Raw genomic sequence first — 17,004 nt, forward strand, 5'->3', positions numbered from 1 at the left:
CTTTCTGTCTTTTACCAAATGTGCAAAAGTCTGGTCCGGTCCAGCTTGCTCAAATTAAACTGGTGAACGTGTGATTTCTCGTTCTCCGGAAATTCTCTGACAAAGTCAGCCACGTTGTAAAGGCCGGTCGTGTAAGACCAGGTCCCCTTAACCTTCTTGACCGGGTCCAGCATCTCGTTTCTGATCGGGTAAGCCGAAATCAAAAAGTGCTTGTGGTGGAACTTAAAGGCAAAGTATGGCAGACGGAACTCGTCGACCACCTCTTCCTTGGTCTTGCCGATCGTCACCACATTCCGGTAAGTCCCGTACTTTTCACTGAACTTGTCGTTGAAAGAGAAGTAGAAGTTGGAAATGTGCACATGTGGAAAATCTTCTTCTGCCACCTCATCAGGTATGGCAATCACATGTGAATAATGGTCCAGATTGTTCTCTCTCTGCTGCAGGGCCTGCTCCATCTGGTTGGGCTTGATCCCCTTGACCCACTTGGGCAGCTCCGGGTGCGCCTTGTAAGAATTGTACATCATCGTGATGACTTCCGGCTTCACCCAGTCGTATTGCATCCGGATCTGGTTTCTCTTCAACAAACCTTCCAGGGTCTGGTTCTGCATCAAATCAACCACATAGCACTCGTAATGGTACTTCTCGCACCACTTCTTGTAGTGATCGATCTCGCTGGCGACAATGTGGGTCCCGTCCACGATGACGGTTTCCCCATAGGACATCTTGTGCTCAACCAAGTTGTCCTTCATCCGCTTGGTCTGTTCCGTGACATGCCGCGGAATAACCTGGTGCAGAACGTCAGTCTTCTGGTCATAGTAAACGGTCAGGTCCGCCAAAAGCAGGCGGATCTCATCCCCGCTGATCGCGTACGGCAATAAGTGGTGCCGGGCGATAAATGAAGACTTGCCAGAGCCGGGCGCGCCTCTCAAAAGAAATAATTTGCGCATACTTAGCTCCATTTTAAAAAATCTATTTTGAATATATCAGAATAAATTTTACCATAGATTGCCCCCGACATTTAACAATCTGGCAAAAGTCGCCATAAATTTTTGCTTTTTCTAATTTTTCGCCTGCATGTCCTTGCCGTCCCGGTCACCCACGATAAAGACCAGTTCCGTCTGACAGACCAGGTCCCCGTTTACTTTAGCCACTGCCGCCACGCTCCCCGTCTTCGCCCGGACCTTGAGCATCTTCACTTCCATTTCCAAAACATCCCCCGGCCGGACCATCCTTCTGAACTTGGCCTGGTGGATTGCCCCCAGGTAAGCCGTCTTCTTGTAAAAGGCCGGTGACTTCAAGATCAAAATCGAGGCCGCCTGGGCCAAAGTTTCAATGATCAAGACCCCGGGCATCACCGGATTGCCCGGGAAATGCCCTTGGAAAAAGGGTTCGTTGATCGTCACGTTCTTCACGGCCTTGATCCTTTTGTCAGCTTCCAGTTCCTCCACCCGGTCGATATAGCAGATCGGGTAGCGGTTGGGAATCAAATCCATTACTTCTTGGGCTGTCATTACTGGCATCTTGTCACACTTTCTGTTTATAAAATCTTTTCACAAGTTTTCTAATAACTTTTGACTAAGTGTAACACTCCCAAAAGCGATGTCAAGTTTTTCAATAACCGCTGATTTTTACCAAGTAAAAAAAGGCAAAATAAAAAACAGGCCTCAGCCTGTTTAAGTCATCAGTTGGTGATCATCTTATCCACAATGTTCAGCTTCTGGTCAAAATCATAGACAATGGCCTGGGCGTTAGGCACCTCCAGCTTGAGGATATCCACATTGTTGATGTCTTCTAAATGTTTGATCAGCGCCCGTAGGCTGGACCCATGGGCCACGATCAGCTGGTCTTCTCCAGCCATTAAGCGGCTGGCCACCTCGTCTTCATAGTAAGGCAACAGGCGGAGCTGGGTCTGGTGCAGGCTCTCCGCCCTTGGCAAAAGCTGAGGGTCTACCCCCCAATAGCGGCGGTCAATGCTTGGCGACCCTTGCGCTGGCGGAACGGCGTCAAAGCCCCGCCGCCATTCTAAAACCTGCTCTTTGCCGAAAATCTTCCTAGAGACATCCTTGTCTAAGCCCCGCAGGGCCCCGTAGTGGCGTTCATTCAGCCGCCAGGTCTTTGCAACCGGCAGGTATAAAAAGCCCGCGGCTTCCGCCGCGATGTTTGCCGTCTCAATTGCCCTGGACAATAAAGAGGTGTGAATCATGGTCGGGTGAAAGTCCCCGACTTCTTTTAATTTCTCCCCCGCTGCCCAGGCCTGCCGCCGGCCCTTGTCTGTCAAGGGGACATCATTCCAGCCTGTATATACGTTTGCCGCATTGGCCTGGCTTTCCCCATGCCTCAGCAGTGCCAACTTTGCCATAATTTTTTGCCTTCTAGAGCCAAAAAGCCCAGATTCCAGTAATGATGAAGAGGATGCCTAAGATGACAAAAGCCTTGCCCCCCAGCCCCTTCTGCTTGACGCCTTGCTTCTGCCGGCGCAGGCGCGTGATGCCGGTAATTAAATCCCAGATGCCGAAAAGCAAAACGGCATAGGGAACCCACCAGGAATGAAGATTCATATTAGCCCCACAACTTTACCGCGTAATAAATGGCCACAGCCAGAATCCCGACCCCGGTCAGGTAGTAAGACTGGGCGGGCAAGCTGCCCTTTTTCCCCATCCGCTGGGCGTTATAGCCCCGGGCAAATTCCCACAGGCCCACGATCACCAGCAAAACGATCGTAAAAGTGTGCGTATCCCACTTCATCTTCTAATCTGTCTCCTTGTTCATAAATCTTCAGCCTTGCAGTTGTAGTCGACAATTTCAAAATTGCCTTCTTCGTCCAAAATCCCCCGGCTGACGCTGCCGTTGTCCGGGAAGGTGATGTCGTGCAGGCCGTCGCTTTCCTTCCAGTACTTGATCCCCAGGGTCTTGATAAAGTCCCCGTGGGAAACCAGCAGGACCCGGCCTTCGCCGATCGTCTCTTTTCTCAAGACCTTGATGGCCCGGCGCATTCTGGTTTCCAGTTCTTCCGTGTTTTCGGCCAAATGGCGGGGGTCAGCCTTTTTAGTGACTTCCCGGAACTTGTAGATGCCGATGGTGTCGATGATCTTCTTTACGTCAGTCGTTGCCGGAATGCCCGCGGCTTTAGAAACACCGAGCCAGATGTCATCGATGCTGCCGCCTTCAAAAGAACCGTAAAAAACTTCTCTGAATTCCGGCAGCTTTTTGATCTTACCAATCTCAGACACCTGGTTGGCGTCCTTCATCAAGTGGACGGTGTCAATCGCCCGCTTCAAGTCTGACGAGTACATGTTGTCAAAATGAATTTGAGAGAGGGCGTCAGCCGTCTTCTTTAAATCGTCAATTCCTTTGATGGTCAAGGGGGTATCGCACCAACCCTGTACCTTGTTCAGGCGGTTGAAAAGCGTTTCCCCATGTCTGACCAGATAAACTTCAGTTTTCATGCGCGTCCTCCTTAAATCAATCAATAACTATTCTATCTTACTTTGCCGGGCTTGGGTAGTTAGCCCCAAGCTTGCCAGCCCAGGTAGCTGGCCAGAAGGAGCGAGAAGAAGGCCGTGATCCATCTAACCCAGGCAGGCTTTAGATATTTAATCATTTTTTGCCCGAAATAGCCACCAATAAAGAGGCCAATGGCCAAAGGAAAAGCTACCGGCCAGTTGACCCCGCCCTTAAAGGCGAAAAGGGCTAAAGCCACCAGGTTGGCTAAAGAACCGATCACACTCTTAATGGCGTTGATGACGACAAAAGAAGAATCACTTAAAGCCGTTAAAAAGATCAAGGTCAAAACACCAGATGCCGCGCCAAAATAGCCAGCGTAAATCCCGGCCACAAACAAGCCGAAATAAGCCCCGATTCTTCCAAGCTTGGTTGCCTGCTTTGTCTGCTTTTGCCGGCCGCTGTATAAAAGAAGGGCAGCTGAAAAAAGGACGAAGAAAGGAACCAATTTCTGGAAGATTTTTCCCGGGAACTGGACTAAAAGCCAGCCGCCAATGAAAGCCCCAGTCAGCTGGAAAAAGGCGTAGCGCCACAGTTCCCCCCAATGCCCCCGCATTTCCTTTAAGCAAGAAGACAAGGAGCCAAAGCCCGTGGTCACCAAAGCTGCCGTATTGGTCATATTGGCCGCGACTGGGCTGAGGCCGAAGAGAAGGAGGCCCGGGTAAGAAACAAGGGAGGCCATGCTGGCCACCGCCGCCACGATGCCGGCTAAGACGCCTAAGATAATGAGGTAAATGAACTGCATTGTTTGCTCTTTTCTGTTTTTTCGCTGATTTGCTTATTTTTCCAAAGGAAAAAGCCGTATCCATTTTATCTGATTGGGGCGGAGGATTGCAAATTGCTTAAATCAGCCCGCTTTCAGCGACAAGTGGGACGCAATTTTGTACAATAGTAGGTAGACAATCATTAACAAAAAATTAAAAGCACGAGCAAGTAATTTTTAGAAAAAAGGAGAACAAATCTATGCCAACTGCAGCAATTGTTTTTTCAGATGGATGTGAAGAAATCGAAGGCTTGAGCCAGGTCGACGTCCTGCGCCGGCTGGGCATCCCTTGCGATATGGTGGCTCTGGACAACTTGACCATCACTGGCGGACACGACATCCGCTTTACCTGCGACAAGTTAGTGGACGAATCCCTGCTTGACTACGACTTGGTCGCTTTCCCGGGCGGGGCCCCGAACGCCAAGCACTTAAGAGCAAGCGAGAAGCTGGCTGATCTCATGAAGCAGCGCTTCTCCGCCGGCAAGTGGAACGCCGCCATGTGCGCCTCCCCGATCGCCTTGTCCAAGTACGGCTTTTTAAAAGAAGCCAAGTGGACCAGCCACCCGGACTTCAAAGAACAAGTTGCTGAAGAAAACCCAGCCAGCACCTACGTCGACACCCCAGCTGTCATTGACGAGGACCACAAGCTGGTCACCAGCCGGGGGCCGGCCACTTCCTGGGCTTTTGCCTATGCCCTGGCCCAAGTTTTAGGCGTGGACACCAGCCAGCTGGAAGACGCCATGCAGTACAGCTACTTAAGAGACCACATCAACGAGGCTTAAGATGACTGAAGAAACCTTAGTCAGAAAGGCAGAAAGCCGGGACCTAGAGGACATTGTCGCCATCATCAAAGACGCCAAGGCCCTTTTGAAGGCGCAAAACTCCAGCCAGTGGCAGGAAGGCTACCCTAACCGGGCCAGCATTGAAGAAGACCTGGACAACCGCCAGGGCTGGGTTTTACTTAAAGAGGGGCAAGTCGCCGCATATATGGCCGCGACCAACTTTGACCCCAACTATGAAGTCCCGATTTGGGCGGGAAGTGGTCGCTACTGGGCTTTGCACCGCTTCGCCATTAAGAAGGATTTCCGCGGACAGGGGCTCAGCCAGCTTTTGCTGAAAAAAGTGATTGCTTTTGGCCAAGAGAGCGGGATCAAGAGCTTCCGCCTGGACACGGGCAAGCAGAACCAGGCCGTCCAGCACCTGGCTGACAAATTGGGTTTTGTCTACCGGGGCATCATTACGGTGACTAGCGACTCGGTCGACCCGGAGCGGCGGGCCTATGAACTGCTTTTTGACAAGCAGGAAAATAAACAAGGAGGAAAAAATGGCTGAACAATTGGCAATTGCAGACCTGCAGGTCGACATTAAGCAGATTCCCTTAAAGCAGCCCTTCGTCACGGCCCTGCACCGGGTTGACGCCGTGAGCGCCGTCCGGGTGACGGTCCGCCTGGCTAACGGGGTAACGGGTGTCGGTACCTGCACCCCTAATGAAAAAGTGACCGGGGACAGCTTGTCCAGCGCCCGGGCCGTTATTGAAGAAACGATCAAGCCTCTCGTCCTGGGCAAGAACCTGACTGACTGGAAGGAACTTTTGCACACGGTCAAGACTTCCATCGTCCACAATGCCCCAGCCAAGGCCGCGGTCGAAATCGCCCTATACAATGCCCGGGCCAACCTTTTTGGTCTCACCCTCTCCCAGCTCTTAGGCGGCAAGGGCGGCAGCGTGGAGACCGACTACACCATCAGCATCGGCAAGGCTGAGCAGATGATCGCTGACGCCCAGAAGATGGTCGACCAGGGCTTCAAGACCCTTAAACTGAAATTGGGGGCCGGCCACTTAAAGCGGGACATCAAGCTGGTCGAAGACCTGGCCTACGCGGCTGGTCCTATGGTTCACCTGCGCTTAGACATGAACCAGGCCTGGGATGTCCGGCAAACCATGCAGGCAGCGGAATACTGGCACAAGCAGGGCCTTTTGATCGACTTTATCGAGCAGCCGGTCCCGGCCTGGGACCTGGACTCCATGGCTTACTTGACCCGCCACTCCCCTTACCCGATCATGGCGGATGAATCCGTGGAAAGCTACGAGGATGCCCAAAGAGTTTTGGCCAAAAATGCCTGCGACTACATCAACATCAAGCTGATGAAGACGGGTGGCCTGTCTGAAGCCCAGAAGATCAACGACTTAGCTGAAAGCCGGGGGGTGCCAACCATGGTCGGCAGCATGATTGAGTCAATTGAATCTTTGGCGGCAGCCTGCGCCTTCTACCGGGCCAACCCGAATACGATTTTTGCCGACCTGGACGCCATCTTCATGGTTGACCAGGACCCGGATTTGAATAATTACGCCGAATGCGTCGGCGATAATATCGTGGTGAGATAAAATGCTGGATTTTAAAAAGATTACGGACATCCTGGCTCCCCTGCCAGGGAAAACCGCCCTTTTAATCAAAGACAAGACCGGCGTCCTCTACGCCAGCCCCTTAGCCGGGGAAGAATTCAAGTCAGCCAGCCTGATCAAGCTGGCCGTGGCCTGCTACTACCAGGCCCACCCGCAGGACTTGAGCCAGATGGTCCATGTCCCGGAAGACAAGATCGTTGAGGGCGGGATGCTCTGCCACCTGGCCCAAAGGGACTGGATGCTGCGGGACATTCTGGACTTGATGCTGTCGGACTCGGACAACACGGCCACCAACTTTTTGATCGACTTCATCGGCTTTGACAAGATGGCTGCCTGGTTTGAAGCAGAATTTGACCATCTTCACCTGGGCCGGTACTTGATGGAAGTAACTGACCGGGAAAACTACATTTCCGCTGAAACTGCCCTGGAGCTTTTAGAGCGGCTCTTAGCAGACCCGTCGCCTTTTGGCCAGGTCTGCCAGAAGGCCCTCTTTTACCAGGAGTCCGTTAACAAGCTCCTCCAGGACCTGCCCGAGGGCTGCTCTTACAGCAAGACCGGGGAACTGGAAGACACGGAGCATGACGTGGCCCGGATTTTTGCCGGAGACCGTTACTATGACATCTGCTTCATGAGCCATTACACGGGCCTGGAAGAGCGCGAGCAGATCCTTTTGGCCCAGAACGCGGTCGGAAAACTGGCCTACCAGGACTTGACCGGGAAATAAGCTATATTCTTTTTGGACGGCTAGCCATTTTTATCACTATTGTGATAAAATTAAAACAAATTTATCAAAAGTAGGGATATAAATGGACATTACCAATTTTTTCACGGTTGAGACTTCTGAGCTCTCCAAATCTGACCGGAAAATCATGAAGAGAATGACCTCCGACTTGACCAATGTTGAGTCGCTGACCATCAACCACCTGGCTGAAGAAGCGGGAACTTCCCTGGCTTCCGTTCAGCGCTTCTGCCAGAAGATGGGCTATTCCGGCTTTAAGGAATTCAAGTTCCAGCTGCTGACCTACATCAAGAAGCAAGAGAGCCAGGAGGCGGCAGTTTCAAGCAGCGAATACCTGGATGACTACCATGACGCCATCAACCGGGTCTGGACAGCAAATGAAAAGGACGCGGAAGAATTGGCGGAAGTCCTGGCGACCAGCTCGACCAACTTTATTTTCGGGATCTACTATTCTGAACTGCCGGCCAGGCTGCTCAGCATGGGGATGCGGGACTTAGGCAAGTCGACCTACTTTGGGGACAACCTGGCGGCTGGCGAGCACCTCTTCCCGCTAAGCGATGAGAACTCCACGGCAGTCTTCTATTCAGTTTCGGGGATCTCCAAGCTTTTTGGCTCATCGCCCTTGCCCAAGTCGATCTCCCACTTCAAGCACAGCTACCTGGTCACCATGAACCCGGACACGCCTTTGAAGAAGTACTTTAAGAAGGTCATCGTCCTGCCGGGCAAGAACCTGGCCCAGGGCCTGCCGGTCGACCCCCAGTCGATTCCGGTGGTCTTTACTGAAAGAGTGATTGATATCGCGGCAACTAAATACCGCCGCTAAAGCTGCCGGAAGGCAGCTTTTTTGCTTGGGCTGGAGGCGGCAGTTGGGGATTATTTTTTCAAAAATGACTAACTACATCGCAAATCAGCCCCTAAAAGTACCTAACTGATGCAGAAATCACTTGGTTCAGTAATAAACGGGGATCATTTTTCGAAAAAAACGTTTGGCTCAGTAATAAACGGGGATCATTTTTCGAAAAAAACGTTTGGCTCAGTAATAAACGGGGATCATTTTTCGAAAAAACGTTTGGTTCAGTAATAAACGGGGATCTAAACAAAAATCAGCCCCGTTTTTACCGCAGCCATGGCCAAATCAACAAAAATCAGCCCCGTTTTTACCGCAGCCATGGCCAAATCAACAATAAATCAGCCCCGTTTTTACCGCAGCCATGGCCAAATCTAACAAAATCAGCCCCGTTTTTACCGCAGCCAAAGCCAAATCAACAAAAATCAGCCCCGTTTTTACCGCAGCCATGGCCAAATCAACAAAAATCAGCCCCGCTTTTACCGCAGCCATGGCCAAATCAACAAAAATCAGCCCCGCTTTTACCGCAGCCAAAGTCCATGCTTGATTGTTTGCCAGGGCTGGCGAAGATTGTTAGAATTTTATTTAGGTGGTTAGTTACTTTTTGTAACTAATTTCAAAAAACAGCAGGCATTGAAAATAAACATTAGGAGAAAATAATGGACTTAAACTTTAAAGAACTGGCGGAAGCCAAGAAAGACGCGATCTTAAAGGACTTGAGCGAATTGATCGCCATCGACTCATCCGAAGACCTGGAAAACGCCACGGAAGAATACCCAGTTGGCAAGGGCCCGGTTGACGCCATGACCAAGTTCCTCAGCTTTGCCAAGCGGGACGGCTTTGACACGGAAAACTTCGCCAACTACGCTGGCCGGGTCAACTTCGGTGCAGGTGACAAGCGCCTGGGCATCATCGGCCACATGGACGTAGTACCAGCTGGTGAAGGCTGGACCCGGGACCCCTTCAAGATGGAAATCGATGACGAAGGCCGGATCTACGGCCGGGGCAGCGCCGACGACAAGGGGCCAAGCTTAGCCGCCTACTACGGGATGCTTTTGCTCAAGGAAGCCGGTTTTAAGCCAAAGAAGAAGATCGACTTCGTCTTAGGGACCAACGAAGAAACCAACTGGGTCGGGATCGACTACTACTTGAAGCATGAGCCAACGCCAGACATCGTCTTCTCACCAGACGCTGAATACCCGATCATCAATGGTGAACAAGGGATCTTCACCCTGGAATTCAGCTTCAAGAACGATGATACTAAGGGCGACTATGTCTTGGACAAGTTCAAGGCCGGGATTGCCACTAACGTGACTCCGCAGGTTACCCGGGCGACTATCTCCGGTCCTGACCTGGAAGCTGTCAAACTGGCTTACGAAAGCTTTTTGGCAGACAAGGAATTGGACGGGTCATTTGAAATTAATGACGGTTCAGCCGATATCGTCTTGATCGGCCAAGGGGCCCACGCTTCAGCTCCGCAAGTCGGCAAGAACTCAGCAACCTTCCTGGCCCTCTTCCTGGACCAGTACGCTTTTGCCGGCCGGGACAAGAACTTCCTCCACTTCCTGGCTGAAGTGGAACACGAAGACTTCTACGGCAAGAAGCTGGGCATCTTCCACCACGATGATCTGATGGGCGATCTGGCCAGCAGCCCGTCCATGTTCGACTACGAACACGCCGGCAAGGCCAGCCTCTTGAACAATATCCGCTACCCGCAAGGGACTGACCCGGACACCATGATCAAACAGGTTATGGACAAGTTCAGCGGCATCCTGGATGTCACTTACAACGGCTTTGAAGAACCGCACTACGTGCCAGGCAGCGACCCAATGGTGCAGACTTTGCTCAAGGTCTACGAAAAGCAGACCGGCAAGCCGGGCCACGAAGTCGTCATCGGCGGCGGGACTTACGGCCGCCTCTTTGAACGCGGGGTTGCCTTTGGGGCCCAGCCGGAAAACGGCCCAATGGTTATGCACGCGGCCAACGAATTCATGATGCTGGACGACTTGATCCTGTCCATCGCCATCTACGCCGAAGCAATTTACGAATTGACCAAGGACGAAAATCTGTAAGAGCTGAAATAGCCGAAAAGGCAATTTCCTAGGTTAACTTAACTTTATTTAGCTTAGCTTGGCAAAAACAAAAATTTTAAGTTTTTAGAGGGGTATCAATTTAATTTTGTTTTGATAGTCCTCTTTTTTTGTTCTTTTTGGGGCGATTTTTTCTCTGCAAGACAGGCTGAAGATAATATTATAAAGTCATAGCTTCGTATTATCAGCGAAAAAATCAACAGAAAGCAGACTAAAGAGCAAGCCGGCAAATCGCCAGCTTGCTCTTTTGCTTGTTCTTTTGAATAGGTTTTGCAAAATATCGAAAATGTAGTTAAAGTTTGATCCAACAAGCAATGTCCTTTAGTTCATCCGCATCCACCCTTTCAGCTAATCTGCAATCCTCGTGCGGATCGAAGTGTATTGCCGGTAGTATTCCAGTACATCAGGAGAAACTTGGGTATTAGTCACCAACTCGTCGATGTCATACAGGCTATAGAACTGGTAGAAGTCACGGTGGTTGAACTTATACATGTCCGCGACGATGATCCGTCGCTGGGAATTTCGCAAGCCAATGCTTTGCGTCTGCCCCTCTTCAATGTCCGCGGTGAGCAGGGCCGCATCGCTGATGCCATTGACGCCAACAAAGGCTTGGTCGTAGTTCATGGCATTCAATTCGTTGTTGGACAGAGCGCCGTAAAAGGTCCCGCTGACCCGGCGATAGGCTCCGCCAACTAGAATCAGTTCGTAATTATGCGGGTTCTCCCGTGCCGCCTTAAAGACTGGCAGTGAGTTGGTCACAATTCGCAAGTTCTCTTGTTTTAAGTCAGCGACCATAGTTTCCAAAGTGGTTCCGGGGCCAACATAGATCGTTTCGTTGTCGTGCACCAATGACGCGGCAATTTCAGCAATTTCCTGCTTTTCCCGGATGTGGATGCCCCGCTTCTGCTGGAAGCTCTGCTCCACCCGGTCCTGGCTAGAAATGGCCTGGGCCCCGCCATGCAGGCGGACTACCTTGCCGGATTTGGCTAGCTCATCCAAGTCGCGGCGAATCGTCATGTCTGAAACCTGCAGGCTCTTGGCTAGATCGGCAACCGAGATGAAGTTTTCCTCAGTAACCATTTTCATTATCTGATCAAGACGTTCTCTCTTTAACATATTATTTCCTCTTGATAGCTAATGCTTTTCCATGTTCACTTTGAACATAATTTAACATCAGCAAACATAATTTTCAAGACTTTATTCTAAATTCTTCCCCTTCTCGACCGTACTCTGCCTTTAATTTTAAACCAAATCCGCACAAAGCTGGTGTCTTTTTTCGCAAATTCGCGCAAGATTGTGTCAGCTTTTTGCTCGATTTGTTTGTTTTTCCAAAGCTTTCTGCCCTAGTACGCGAACTTCCAATCTGCGTGCCGGTGCCAAGGCTTCTTCGCTGGCTTTCCCCTGGGTAAAGTCAAAGGCCGTTCCCTAAACCGGAAGCATCCCATCCACAGCTACGGCTACGTCTTCTAAAGCCGCCCCATAGTTGAGGACCTTCACCGCCAGGCCATGATCTTTTTCCAAGATAAACTCACGCAGCTCTCGCCCTTGAAGTCGTCTGTATTTCTTACAAGTTAGTTTCGTTTTTGCCTTTTCCCCAAAAAAATGTTTATTTTTTGTTCGGAAGTGTTTAGAATATTATCTGTGAACAGATTAAAACAAGAGGTGACAAAAATGAACACGGACCATTTAAAAACAAGTTTTGAGCAAACCTTCCAGCAAGCAGCCACCGCCTGCTTCTTTTCTCCAGGCCGAATCAACATTATTGGCGAACACACCGACTACAACGGCGGCCATGTCTTTCCCTGCGCGATCAGCCTGGGAACTTATGCTGCCTACGGAGCTAGAAGTGATAAGAAGATTGCCGTTTGCTCCGGCAATATGAACGACGACCTGGTCATCTTTGACCTTGACGACCGCCAGCTAGAAGAAGATCCCGACCACAAGTGGATCAACTATTTCAAGGGAATGATCGCTTACGTGCAAGATGAAAGCCAGAAAATTGACCACGGCTTCAACCTCTACGTTTGGGGCAACCTGCCATATGGGGCTGGCCTGTCATCATCAGCCTCAATTGAAATGCTGGTTGGCCACGTACTAACAGAAGAATACGGACTGGAAATCGATCCAGTCAAGCTGGCTCAGCTTGGCCAGAAGACCGAAAACGAATTTATCGGTCTCTCTTCCGGGATCATGGACCAGTTTGCCGTCAACATGTCCAAAAAAGACCACGCCATCCTCCTTGACTGCGCGACTTTGCAGTATGACTACCTGCCACTTGCTTTGGGCGATTACGAAATCATCATCATGTCCACCAACAAAAAGCACAGCCTGGCCGACTCCGCCTACAACGACCGCGTTCAAGAGTGCCAGGAAGCCACTAGCCGGCTGCGCCAGAAGCTTGCCCTTGAACACTTGGGCGACATCGACGAAGACACTTTCGATGAATACTCCTACCTAATCAACGATGAAACCCTGCTCAAGCGTGCCCGCCATGTCGTCTTTGAAAACCAGCGAACCATTAAAGCGGCTAAAGCCATGCAGGACAAGGACTTAGACCGGCTGGGCCGTTTGATCAACGCCTCCCACGTTTCCCTGCACTTTGACTATGAAGTTACTGGCAAGGAACTGGACACACTGGCGGGAAGTGCCTGGCAGCAAGATGGCTGCCTTTGCGCCAGAATGATCGGCGGCGGCTTTGGCGGCAGCGCGATTGCTATCGTCAAAGAAGACCAGGCCAAAGCATTCAAGGAAAAGGTTGGCAAGATCTACCAAGACACCATTGGTTATGCCGCCAGCTTCTACGAAGCCAAGATCGTTGACGGAACCCACAAGCTGTAAGAACTAAGGAGACAAGAAAGCAAAATGCTGATTGAGAACTTCGTGCAAAAAATTATCGCTAATACTGATTACCAGGAAATGGACCGGGTCTACCTCTTCAACCGCCTGCAGGCCCTAGTTGGCGACGGAGACGTTGAGGAGCAGGCTTCCGGCGAAGACAGCTTGCTGCAGCTGGTTGACCTGGCCGTTAAAAGGGGCAAGATTCCAGATGACGTGACCAGCCGGGAGATCCTGGCCGACCAGCTGGCCGATTTTTTAACCCCGGCCCCAAGCAAGGTCAACGGGCTTTTCTGGAACAAGTATGACCAAAGCCCAAAGGTGGCCACTGACTGGTTCTATGACCTCTCTACCCACAACAACTATGTCAAAAAGGCCGCGATTGCCAAGAACATCGTCTTCTCCGGCAAGAGCTCCTACGGCCACCCCTTGGAAATCACTATCAACCTCTCCAAGCCGGAAAAGGATCCCAAGGCTATTGCCGCCGCGGCCAAAAAGAAAGATACGGACTACCCGAAATGCGACCTCTGCCTGGAAAATGAAGGCTACCTGGGCGACTACGGGAAGAATGCCAGAAGCAATCTGCGGATCATCCGCATGAATATCGGCGGGGAAAAATGGGGGATGCAGTACTCCCCTTATGCCTACTTCAACGAGCACTGCATCTTTTTGGACCAGATCCATGAGCCAATGGTCATCAACCAGCAAACCCTGATCAACCTGCTGGAAATCGTTAAGACCTTCCCCCACTACATGGTCGGGTCAAACGCTGACCTGCCAATCGTCGGCGGTTCGCTTTTATCACACGAGCACTACCAGGGCGGCGGCCACCGCTTCCCAATGATGAATGCCCCGGTCAAACGGAAACTCACTTTTGCCGGCTACCCGCAGGTAAAAGGCGGCATCGTTGACTGGCCAATGAGCGACATCCGCTTGATCAGCCAGGATACTGAAGCCTTGCTTGAACTGGGGACTAAGATTATCAAATCCTGGCAAAAGTACAGCGATTCTGCCTTGGGGATCGTGGCCGAATCCGAAAATGTCCGCCACCATACGGTTACGCCAATTGCCCATAAGGACGGGGATGAGTACATCTTAGAGCTGGTTCTGCGCGATAACAATACCAGCAGCGACTACCAGTTGGGTATCTTCCACCCCCACCAGGATAAGTGGCATATCAAGAAGGAAAACATCGGCCTGATCGAAGTCATGGGCCGGGCCATTCTGCCTGGACGCCTAAAGGGCGAGCTGGGCGAGGTCAAGAAATACCTGCTTGGCCAGGACAACCAAATCGCTGAAATCCACCTGCCCTGGGCTAAACAGCTGCAAGCAAAGTATGCTGCCATCAATGAAGAAAACGTTGACCAGCTTCTGCAGCAAGCCCTACTGGATATTTTTGACCAGGTTCTGGCTGACGCCGGGGTCTACAAAGACGACGAACAGGGTAAAGCTGGCTGGCAAAAGTTTTTGACTGTGCTTGCAGCCGAAAGCAAAAATAAGAAATAAAGTAAAAAGGCATGTTTCCAAATCAAATGGAAGCATGCCTTTCTTTTGCGATATTCTGTGTTTCTTATTCTTCCCTAAGCCTTAAAGCTGCCCCAGTAGGCGCCGCCGTAGGCCCACTTAAGGTGGGCTGGCACCCCGATATAGTGCAGGGAGTAAGTGCCATTAGTGTAGGAAACGTTAAAACCGTAGTAGTCCCAGTCGCCGTCATACTTGCCGCCCTGGGTGTTCATCAAGTCCCCGGCGTGCTCCCATTCCGTGTACTGGCTCAGCTGCTTGACCTTGCTCTGGTTAGCATAGCGGTAGCCAAACATCATGGTCTTCAAACCGAAGTAGATGTCCTTCTTCATAGCCGTCATGGTCACCTGGCTGCCGTCCTTAAAGCCGGCCATGTCTTCGACATAGTTGTAGTTGCCTGGCAATTTCAAGCCGACCCGGTTAGTGGCCCGGACGATCCCTGGCACATAGTGGCCAGTGGCAATGGTTTTGCCATTTGCCACGTATTCCTTGGAAATTTCCAAGGCCAGCTTCTGGGTCCCCTTGCTGTATTTCCACTTCTTCAGACCCATTTTAGCCCGGGCCTGGTTGATCAAGCGGAGGGAATACTTGGCCAGGGTCTTGGACTGGCTGCTATTCAAGTGGCCATTGGTCAATTTGACAATGGTCTTGTTGTCCTTGCTGGACTCTGACCAGGAACTTTGGTCAAAAGTATTGGCCTGCATCCCCTTGATATTGATCTTCCGCCACTTCTTCAGCCAAGCCGCGTTCTTCTTGTTTTTCAACCACTTCTTCTGCTGGCTCTTAGACAAGTTGGAGTACCAGTAGGCCTTCTTCAAGTTGGCCTTAGTATAGCCCTTAGGCAGGGTAAAAACCGCCTGCCGGCTGCTGGCTGCAACTGGTCTTACCTGGCTGGCCGCGAAAGCCGTTCCGATTGCCAAAGCCGCTGCTGCGCTTACGAAAAATTTCTTCATCTTTGGACCTCTGTTTCTCAATTCAAATTCTATCCGCTCTCTTTTATTATAACTTGTTTAGCAGCTTTTTTCTCCACAAAAAGGCAAAGAAAAAGACGGTTCCCCGAAAGGAACCATCTTTGACCAGCAGCTGATTAGTACCAGCCGTTAGCTTGCCAGAAGGCCTTGGCTGCAGTCCATGAACCATACCGGCTTTGAACGTAGCTGTTGGCAACCTTTTCCTGGTTGGCGGCAGAAGTGTCACCGTTCAGGTAGCTCATGCTCAATTGGTACTTGCCGTAGTAGTTACCGTTTGAGGCAGTGTATGAGCCGCCGCTTTCCTTGCTTGCGATCCAAGCCTTAGCTGCTTCTTCAGATGATGAAGAAGAAGTTGAAGTTGAGCTGGAAGTGCTTGCGGAAGCAGTTGAAGTTGAAGCAGAAGTGCTTGAACTGGTCGTGCTTGCGTTGTAGCTGGAAGTGTTGGCTGAGCCAGTATTTGCGCTGTAGCTGTAGTTGTAGTTTGAGCCGTAGCCGTAGTTATTTGCTGATGAGCTGTAGCTCGTAGTGTAGCCAGTGCCAGTTGAGCTGGAAGTGCTCTTAGACTGGTAAGTGCTGCCAGTAGTGGCAGTAGTTGAACTGTTAGTGTTGTTAGCAGTGTTAGTGCTGGTAGTATTCGCGTTGTAAGTGCTGTTTGAAGCAGTTGCTGCTTCAGTGGTGTACTTGGCCATGATCCATTGGCGGTTGCCGATCTTGTACCACTTTTCACCTGAAGCATCGCGGGCGGTCTTAACTACCTGCCATGAGCTGCCGTCCTTAACGGAACCGGTAACCGTAGCAGTGTGGTAGTTTGACCAAGTTGCAATTGATTGTCCATCAATGTAGTCAACCGTTACGCTGTCACCGATGGTTGCCGCGTCTGCTTGACCGTTCGTGCCTAAGCTGATCGCTGCCACGCCAGTCAAAGCCAAGCCTGCAGCAAATACTGATTTAAGTACGTTAGATTTGATGTTCAAAAAAATTCTCCTTTGTTTGTCGCAAGCTCTCGTCTGCCAAGTTACTTCTCCTTTGGCAAATTCCTTCTTGCTGCTCTTGTGTCATTCACAGTCTATATGTTAACAGGGCCAAATTTCAAAATCATAGCAAAAAAGTAACGGTCCAGTTAAGAAGAGATTACAGGGAAGTCATCTTCTGTAACATTTGTAATATTTTACCCGCATTCAACTGCCTTGAAATATTTGCCTAAAAGCAAAAAAGACACCATGCACACGCATGATGTCTCGCGATGGGTCGTCAGGGGATCGAACCCTGGACACCCGGATTAAGAGTCCGGTGCTCTGCCAGCTGAGCTAACGACCCAAATGGGTTTATTTAATTG

General features: G+C 50.8%; 20 protein-coding genes and 1 tRNA gene. 8 read left to right on the forward strand and 13 right to left on the reverse strand.

Features of this window, described 5'->3' with window-relative positions; all coding sequences use genetic code 11:
- Positions 1-11: 11 nt before the first annotated feature.
- From ACLUXO_RS08280 to ACLUXO_RS08310, 7 genes are all read right to left on the reverse strand, one after another.
- The gene (locus ACLUXO_RS08280) at positions 12-947 is read right to left on the reverse strand and encodes an AAA family ATPase (RefSeq protein ID WP_412137147.1); all 936 of its coding nucleotides are present in this window, start codon (positions 945-947) and stop codon (positions 12-14) included.
- Positions 948-1,058: 111 nt separating this feature from the next.
- Complete coding sequence (gene fabZ, locus ACLUXO_RS08285) at positions 1,059-1,520, reverse strand: 3-hydroxyacyl-ACP dehydratase FabZ (protein WP_002879757.1); 462 nt, start codon at positions 1,518-1,520, stop codon at positions 1,059-1,061.
- Between the two features lie 161 nt (positions 1,521-1,681).
- Complete coding sequence (locus ACLUXO_RS08290) at positions 1,682-2,359, reverse strand: 2,3-bisphosphoglycerate-dependent phosphoglycerate mutase (protein ID WP_412137148.1); 678 nt, start codon at positions 2,357-2,359, stop codon at positions 1,682-1,684.
- A gap of 13 nt (positions 2,360-2,372) precedes the next feature.
- Positions 2,373-2,558, reverse strand: a complete 186-nt coding sequence (locus ACLUXO_RS08295; RefSeq protein ID WP_412137149.1) for a hypothetical protein — start codon at positions 2,556-2,558, stop codon at positions 2,373-2,375.
- Position 2,559: 1 nt separating this feature from the next.
- Positions 2,560-2,745, reverse strand: coding sequence for a hypothetical protein (locus ACLUXO_RS08300; protein WP_412137150.1), 186 nt, complete (start codon positions 2,743-2,745; stop codon positions 2,560-2,562).
- Between the two features lie 20 nt (positions 2,746-2,765).
- Complete coding sequence (locus tag ACLUXO_RS08305; RefSeq protein WP_412137151.1) at positions 2,766-3,446, reverse strand: histidine phosphatase family protein; 681 nt, start codon at positions 3,444-3,446, stop codon at positions 2,766-2,768.
- Positions 3,447-3,505: 59 nt separating this feature from the next.
- The gene (locus ACLUXO_RS08310) at positions 3,506-4,246 is read right to left on the reverse strand and encodes a sulfite exporter TauE/SafE family protein (protein WP_412137152.1); all 741 of its coding nucleotides are present in this window, start codon (positions 4,244-4,246) and stop codon (positions 3,506-3,508) included.
- A gap of 218 nt (positions 4,247-4,464) precedes the next feature.
- On the opposite strand from ACLUXO_RS08310, the gene ACLUXO_RS08315 reads away from it, so the two are divergent.
- The 5 genes from ACLUXO_RS08315 (at position 4,465) to ACLUXO_RS08335 (ending at position 8,227) form a co-directional block, all read left to right on the forward strand.
- Positions 4,465-5,046 (forward strand): DJ-1/PfpI family protein, encoded by a 582-nt coding sequence (locus tag ACLUXO_RS08315; protein WP_412137153.1) that lies wholly within the window; start codon positions 4,465-4,467, stop codon positions 5,044-5,046.
- A gap of 1 nt (position 5,047) precedes the next feature.
- Positions 5,048-5,596 (forward strand): GNAT family N-acetyltransferase, encoded by a 549-nt coding sequence (locus ACLUXO_RS08320; RefSeq protein ID WP_412137154.1) that lies wholly within the window; start codon positions 5,048-5,050, stop codon positions 5,594-5,596.
- Positions 5,589-6,647: a dipeptide epimerase gene (locus ACLUXO_RS08325; protein WP_412137155.1), complete on the forward strand. Its 1,059-nt coding sequence runs from the start codon at positions 5,589-5,591 to the stop codon at positions 6,645-6,647. Before ACLUXO_RS08320 ends, ACLUXO_RS08325 begins: the two co-directional genes overlap by 8 nt.
- Position 6,648: 1 nt before the next feature.
- Positions 6,649-7,389, forward strand: coding sequence for a serine hydrolase (locus ACLUXO_RS08330; protein ID WP_412137156.1), 741 nt, complete (start codon positions 6,649-6,651; stop codon positions 7,387-7,389).
- A gap of 82 nt (positions 7,390-7,471) precedes the next feature.
- Positions 7,472-8,227: a MurR/RpiR family transcriptional regulator gene (locus ACLUXO_RS08335; protein WP_003612513.1), complete on the forward strand. Its 756-nt coding sequence runs from the start codon at positions 7,472-7,474 to the stop codon at positions 8,225-8,227.
- Between the two features lie 354 nt (positions 8,228-8,581).
- Here ACLUXO_RS08335 and ACLUXO_RS08340 read toward each other — a convergent pair whose 3' ends face one another.
- Positions 8,582-8,785, reverse strand: coding sequence for a hypothetical protein (locus ACLUXO_RS08340; protein ID WP_412137157.1), 204 nt, complete (start codon positions 8,783-8,785; stop codon positions 8,582-8,584).
- A 125-nt stretch (positions 8,786-8,910) separates the two neighbouring features.
- On the opposite strand from ACLUXO_RS08340, the gene pepV reads away from it, so the two are divergent.
- Entirely contained in the window at positions 8,911-10,323 is a 1,413-nt protein-coding gene (gene pepV / locus ACLUXO_RS08345) for a dipeptidase PepV (RefSeq protein ID WP_412137158.1), read from the forward strand.
- Between the two features lie 95 nt (positions 10,324-10,418).
- On the opposite strand, the gene ACLUXO_RS08350 is transcribed toward pepV, so the two are convergent.
- Both ACLUXO_RS08350 and ACLUXO_RS08355 read right to left on the reverse strand, forming a co-directional pair.
- On the reverse strand, positions 10,419-10,649 hold the full coding sequence (locus ACLUXO_RS08350) for a hypothetical protein (RefSeq protein WP_412137159.1): 231 nt from the start codon (positions 10,647-10,649) through the stop codon (positions 10,419-10,421).
- A gap of 40 nt (positions 10,650-10,689) precedes the next feature.
- Positions 10,690-11,457, reverse strand: coding sequence for a DeoR/GlpR family DNA-binding transcription regulator (locus ACLUXO_RS08355; protein WP_412137160.1), 768 nt, complete (start codon positions 11,455-11,457; stop codon positions 10,690-10,692).
- Between the two features lie 555 nt (positions 11,458-12,012).
- Between ACLUXO_RS08355 and ACLUXO_RS08360 the strand changes: the two genes are divergently transcribed.
- Together ACLUXO_RS08360 and ACLUXO_RS08365 are read left to right on the forward strand one after the other, a co-directional pair.
- The gene (locus ACLUXO_RS08360) at positions 12,013-13,179 is read left to right on the forward strand and encodes a galactokinase (RefSeq protein WP_412137161.1); all 1,167 of its coding nucleotides are present in this window, start codon (positions 12,013-12,015) and stop codon (positions 13,177-13,179) included.
- Between the two features lie 24 nt (positions 13,180-13,203).
- Complete coding sequence (locus ACLUXO_RS08365; RefSeq protein ID WP_412137162.1) at positions 13,204-14,682, forward strand: UDP-glucose--hexose-1-phosphate uridylyltransferase; 1,479 nt, start codon at positions 13,204-13,206, stop codon at positions 14,680-14,682.
- Positions 14,683-14,756: 74 nt separating this feature from the next.
- Here ACLUXO_RS08365 and ACLUXO_RS08370 read toward each other — a convergent pair whose 3' ends face one another.
- The 3 genes from ACLUXO_RS08370 to ACLUXO_RS08380 form a co-directional block, all read right to left on the reverse strand.
- Positions 14,757-15,650, reverse strand: coding sequence for an SEC10/PgrA surface exclusion domain-containing protein (locus ACLUXO_RS08370; protein WP_412137163.1), 894 nt, complete (start codon positions 15,648-15,650; stop codon positions 14,757-14,759).
- Between the two features lie 134 nt (positions 15,651-15,784).
- Positions 15,785-16,642 carry an aggregation-promoting factor gene (apf, locus tag ACLUXO_RS08375; protein ID WP_412137164.1) on the reverse strand — a complete coding sequence of 286 codons (858 nt, stop codon included), beginning with the start codon at positions 16,640-16,642 and terminating at the stop codon, positions 15,785-15,787.
- Positions 16,643-16,912: 270 nt separating this feature from the next.
- Positions 16,913-16,985, reverse strand: a tRNA-Lys gene (locus tag ACLUXO_RS08380).
- Positions 16,986-17,004 lie beyond the last annotated feature (19 nt).

This window comes from Lactobacillus delbrueckii subsp. bulgaricus (assembly GCF_046938665.1).
Lineage (GTDB): Bacteria > Bacillota > Bacilli > Lactobacillales > Lactobacillaceae > Lactobacillus > Lactobacillus delbrueckii_C.

Coding starts and splice junctions, on each gene's coding strand:
- ACLUXO_RS08280 (WP_412137147.1), bottom strand. CDS start 947: ATGCGCAAATTATTTCTTTTGAGAGGCGCGCCCGGCTCTGGCAAGTCT.
- fabZ (WP_002879757.1), bottom strand. CDS start 1,520: ATGCCAGTAATGACAGCCCAAGAAGTAATGGATTTGATTCCCAACCGC.
- ACLUXO_RS08290 (WP_412137148.1), bottom strand. CDS start 2,359: ATGGCAAAGTTGGCACTGCTGAGGCATGGGGAAAGCCAGGCCAATGCG.
- ACLUXO_RS08295 (WP_412137149.1), bottom strand. CDS start 2,558: ATGAATCTTCATTCCTGGTGGGTTCCCTATGCCGTTTTGCTTTTCGGC.
- ACLUXO_RS08300 (WP_412137150.1), bottom strand. CDS start 2,745: ATGAAGTGGGATACGCACACTTTTACGATCGTTTTGCTGGTGATCGTG.
- ACLUXO_RS08305 (WP_412137151.1), bottom strand. CDS start 3,446: ATGAAAACTGAAGTTTATCTGGTCAGACATGGGGAAACGCTTTTCAAC.
- ACLUXO_RS08310 (WP_412137152.1), bottom strand. CDS start 4,246: ATGCAGTTCATTTACCTCATTATCTTAGGCGTCTTAGCCGGCATCGTG.
- ACLUXO_RS08315 (WP_412137153.1), top strand. CDS start 4,465: ATGCCAACTGCAGCAATTGTTTTTTCAGATGGATGTGAAGAAATCGAA.
- ACLUXO_RS08320 (WP_412137154.1), top strand. CDS start 5,048: ATGACTGAAGAAACCTTAGTCAGAAAGGCAGAAAGCCGGGACCTAGAG.
- ACLUXO_RS08325 (WP_412137155.1), top strand. CDS start 5,589: ATGGCTGAACAATTGGCAATTGCAGACCTGCAGGTCGACATTAAGCAG.
- ACLUXO_RS08330 (WP_412137156.1), top strand. CDS start 6,649: ATGCTGGATTTTAAAAAGATTACGGACATCCTGGCTCCCCTGCCAGGG.
- ACLUXO_RS08335 (WP_003612513.1), top strand. CDS start 7,472: ATGGACATTACCAATTTTTTCACGGTTGAGACTTCTGAGCTCTCCAAA.
- pepV (WP_412137158.1), top strand. CDS start 8,911: ATGGACTTAAACTTTAAAGAACTGGCGGAAGCCAAGAAAGACGCGATC.
- ACLUXO_RS08355 (WP_412137160.1), bottom strand. CDS start 11,457: ATGTTAAAGAGAGAACGTCTTGATCAGATAATGAAAATGGTTACTGAG.
- ACLUXO_RS08360 (WP_412137161.1), top strand. CDS start 12,013: ATGAACACGGACCATTTAAAAACAAGTTTTGAGCAAACCTTCCAGCAA.
- ACLUXO_RS08365 (WP_412137162.1), top strand. CDS start 13,204: ATGCTGATTGAGAACTTCGTGCAAAAAATTATCGCTAATACTGATTAC.
- ACLUXO_RS08370 (WP_412137163.1), bottom strand. CDS start 15,650: ATGAAGAAATTTTTCGTAAGCGCAGCAGCGGCTTTGGCAATCGGAACG.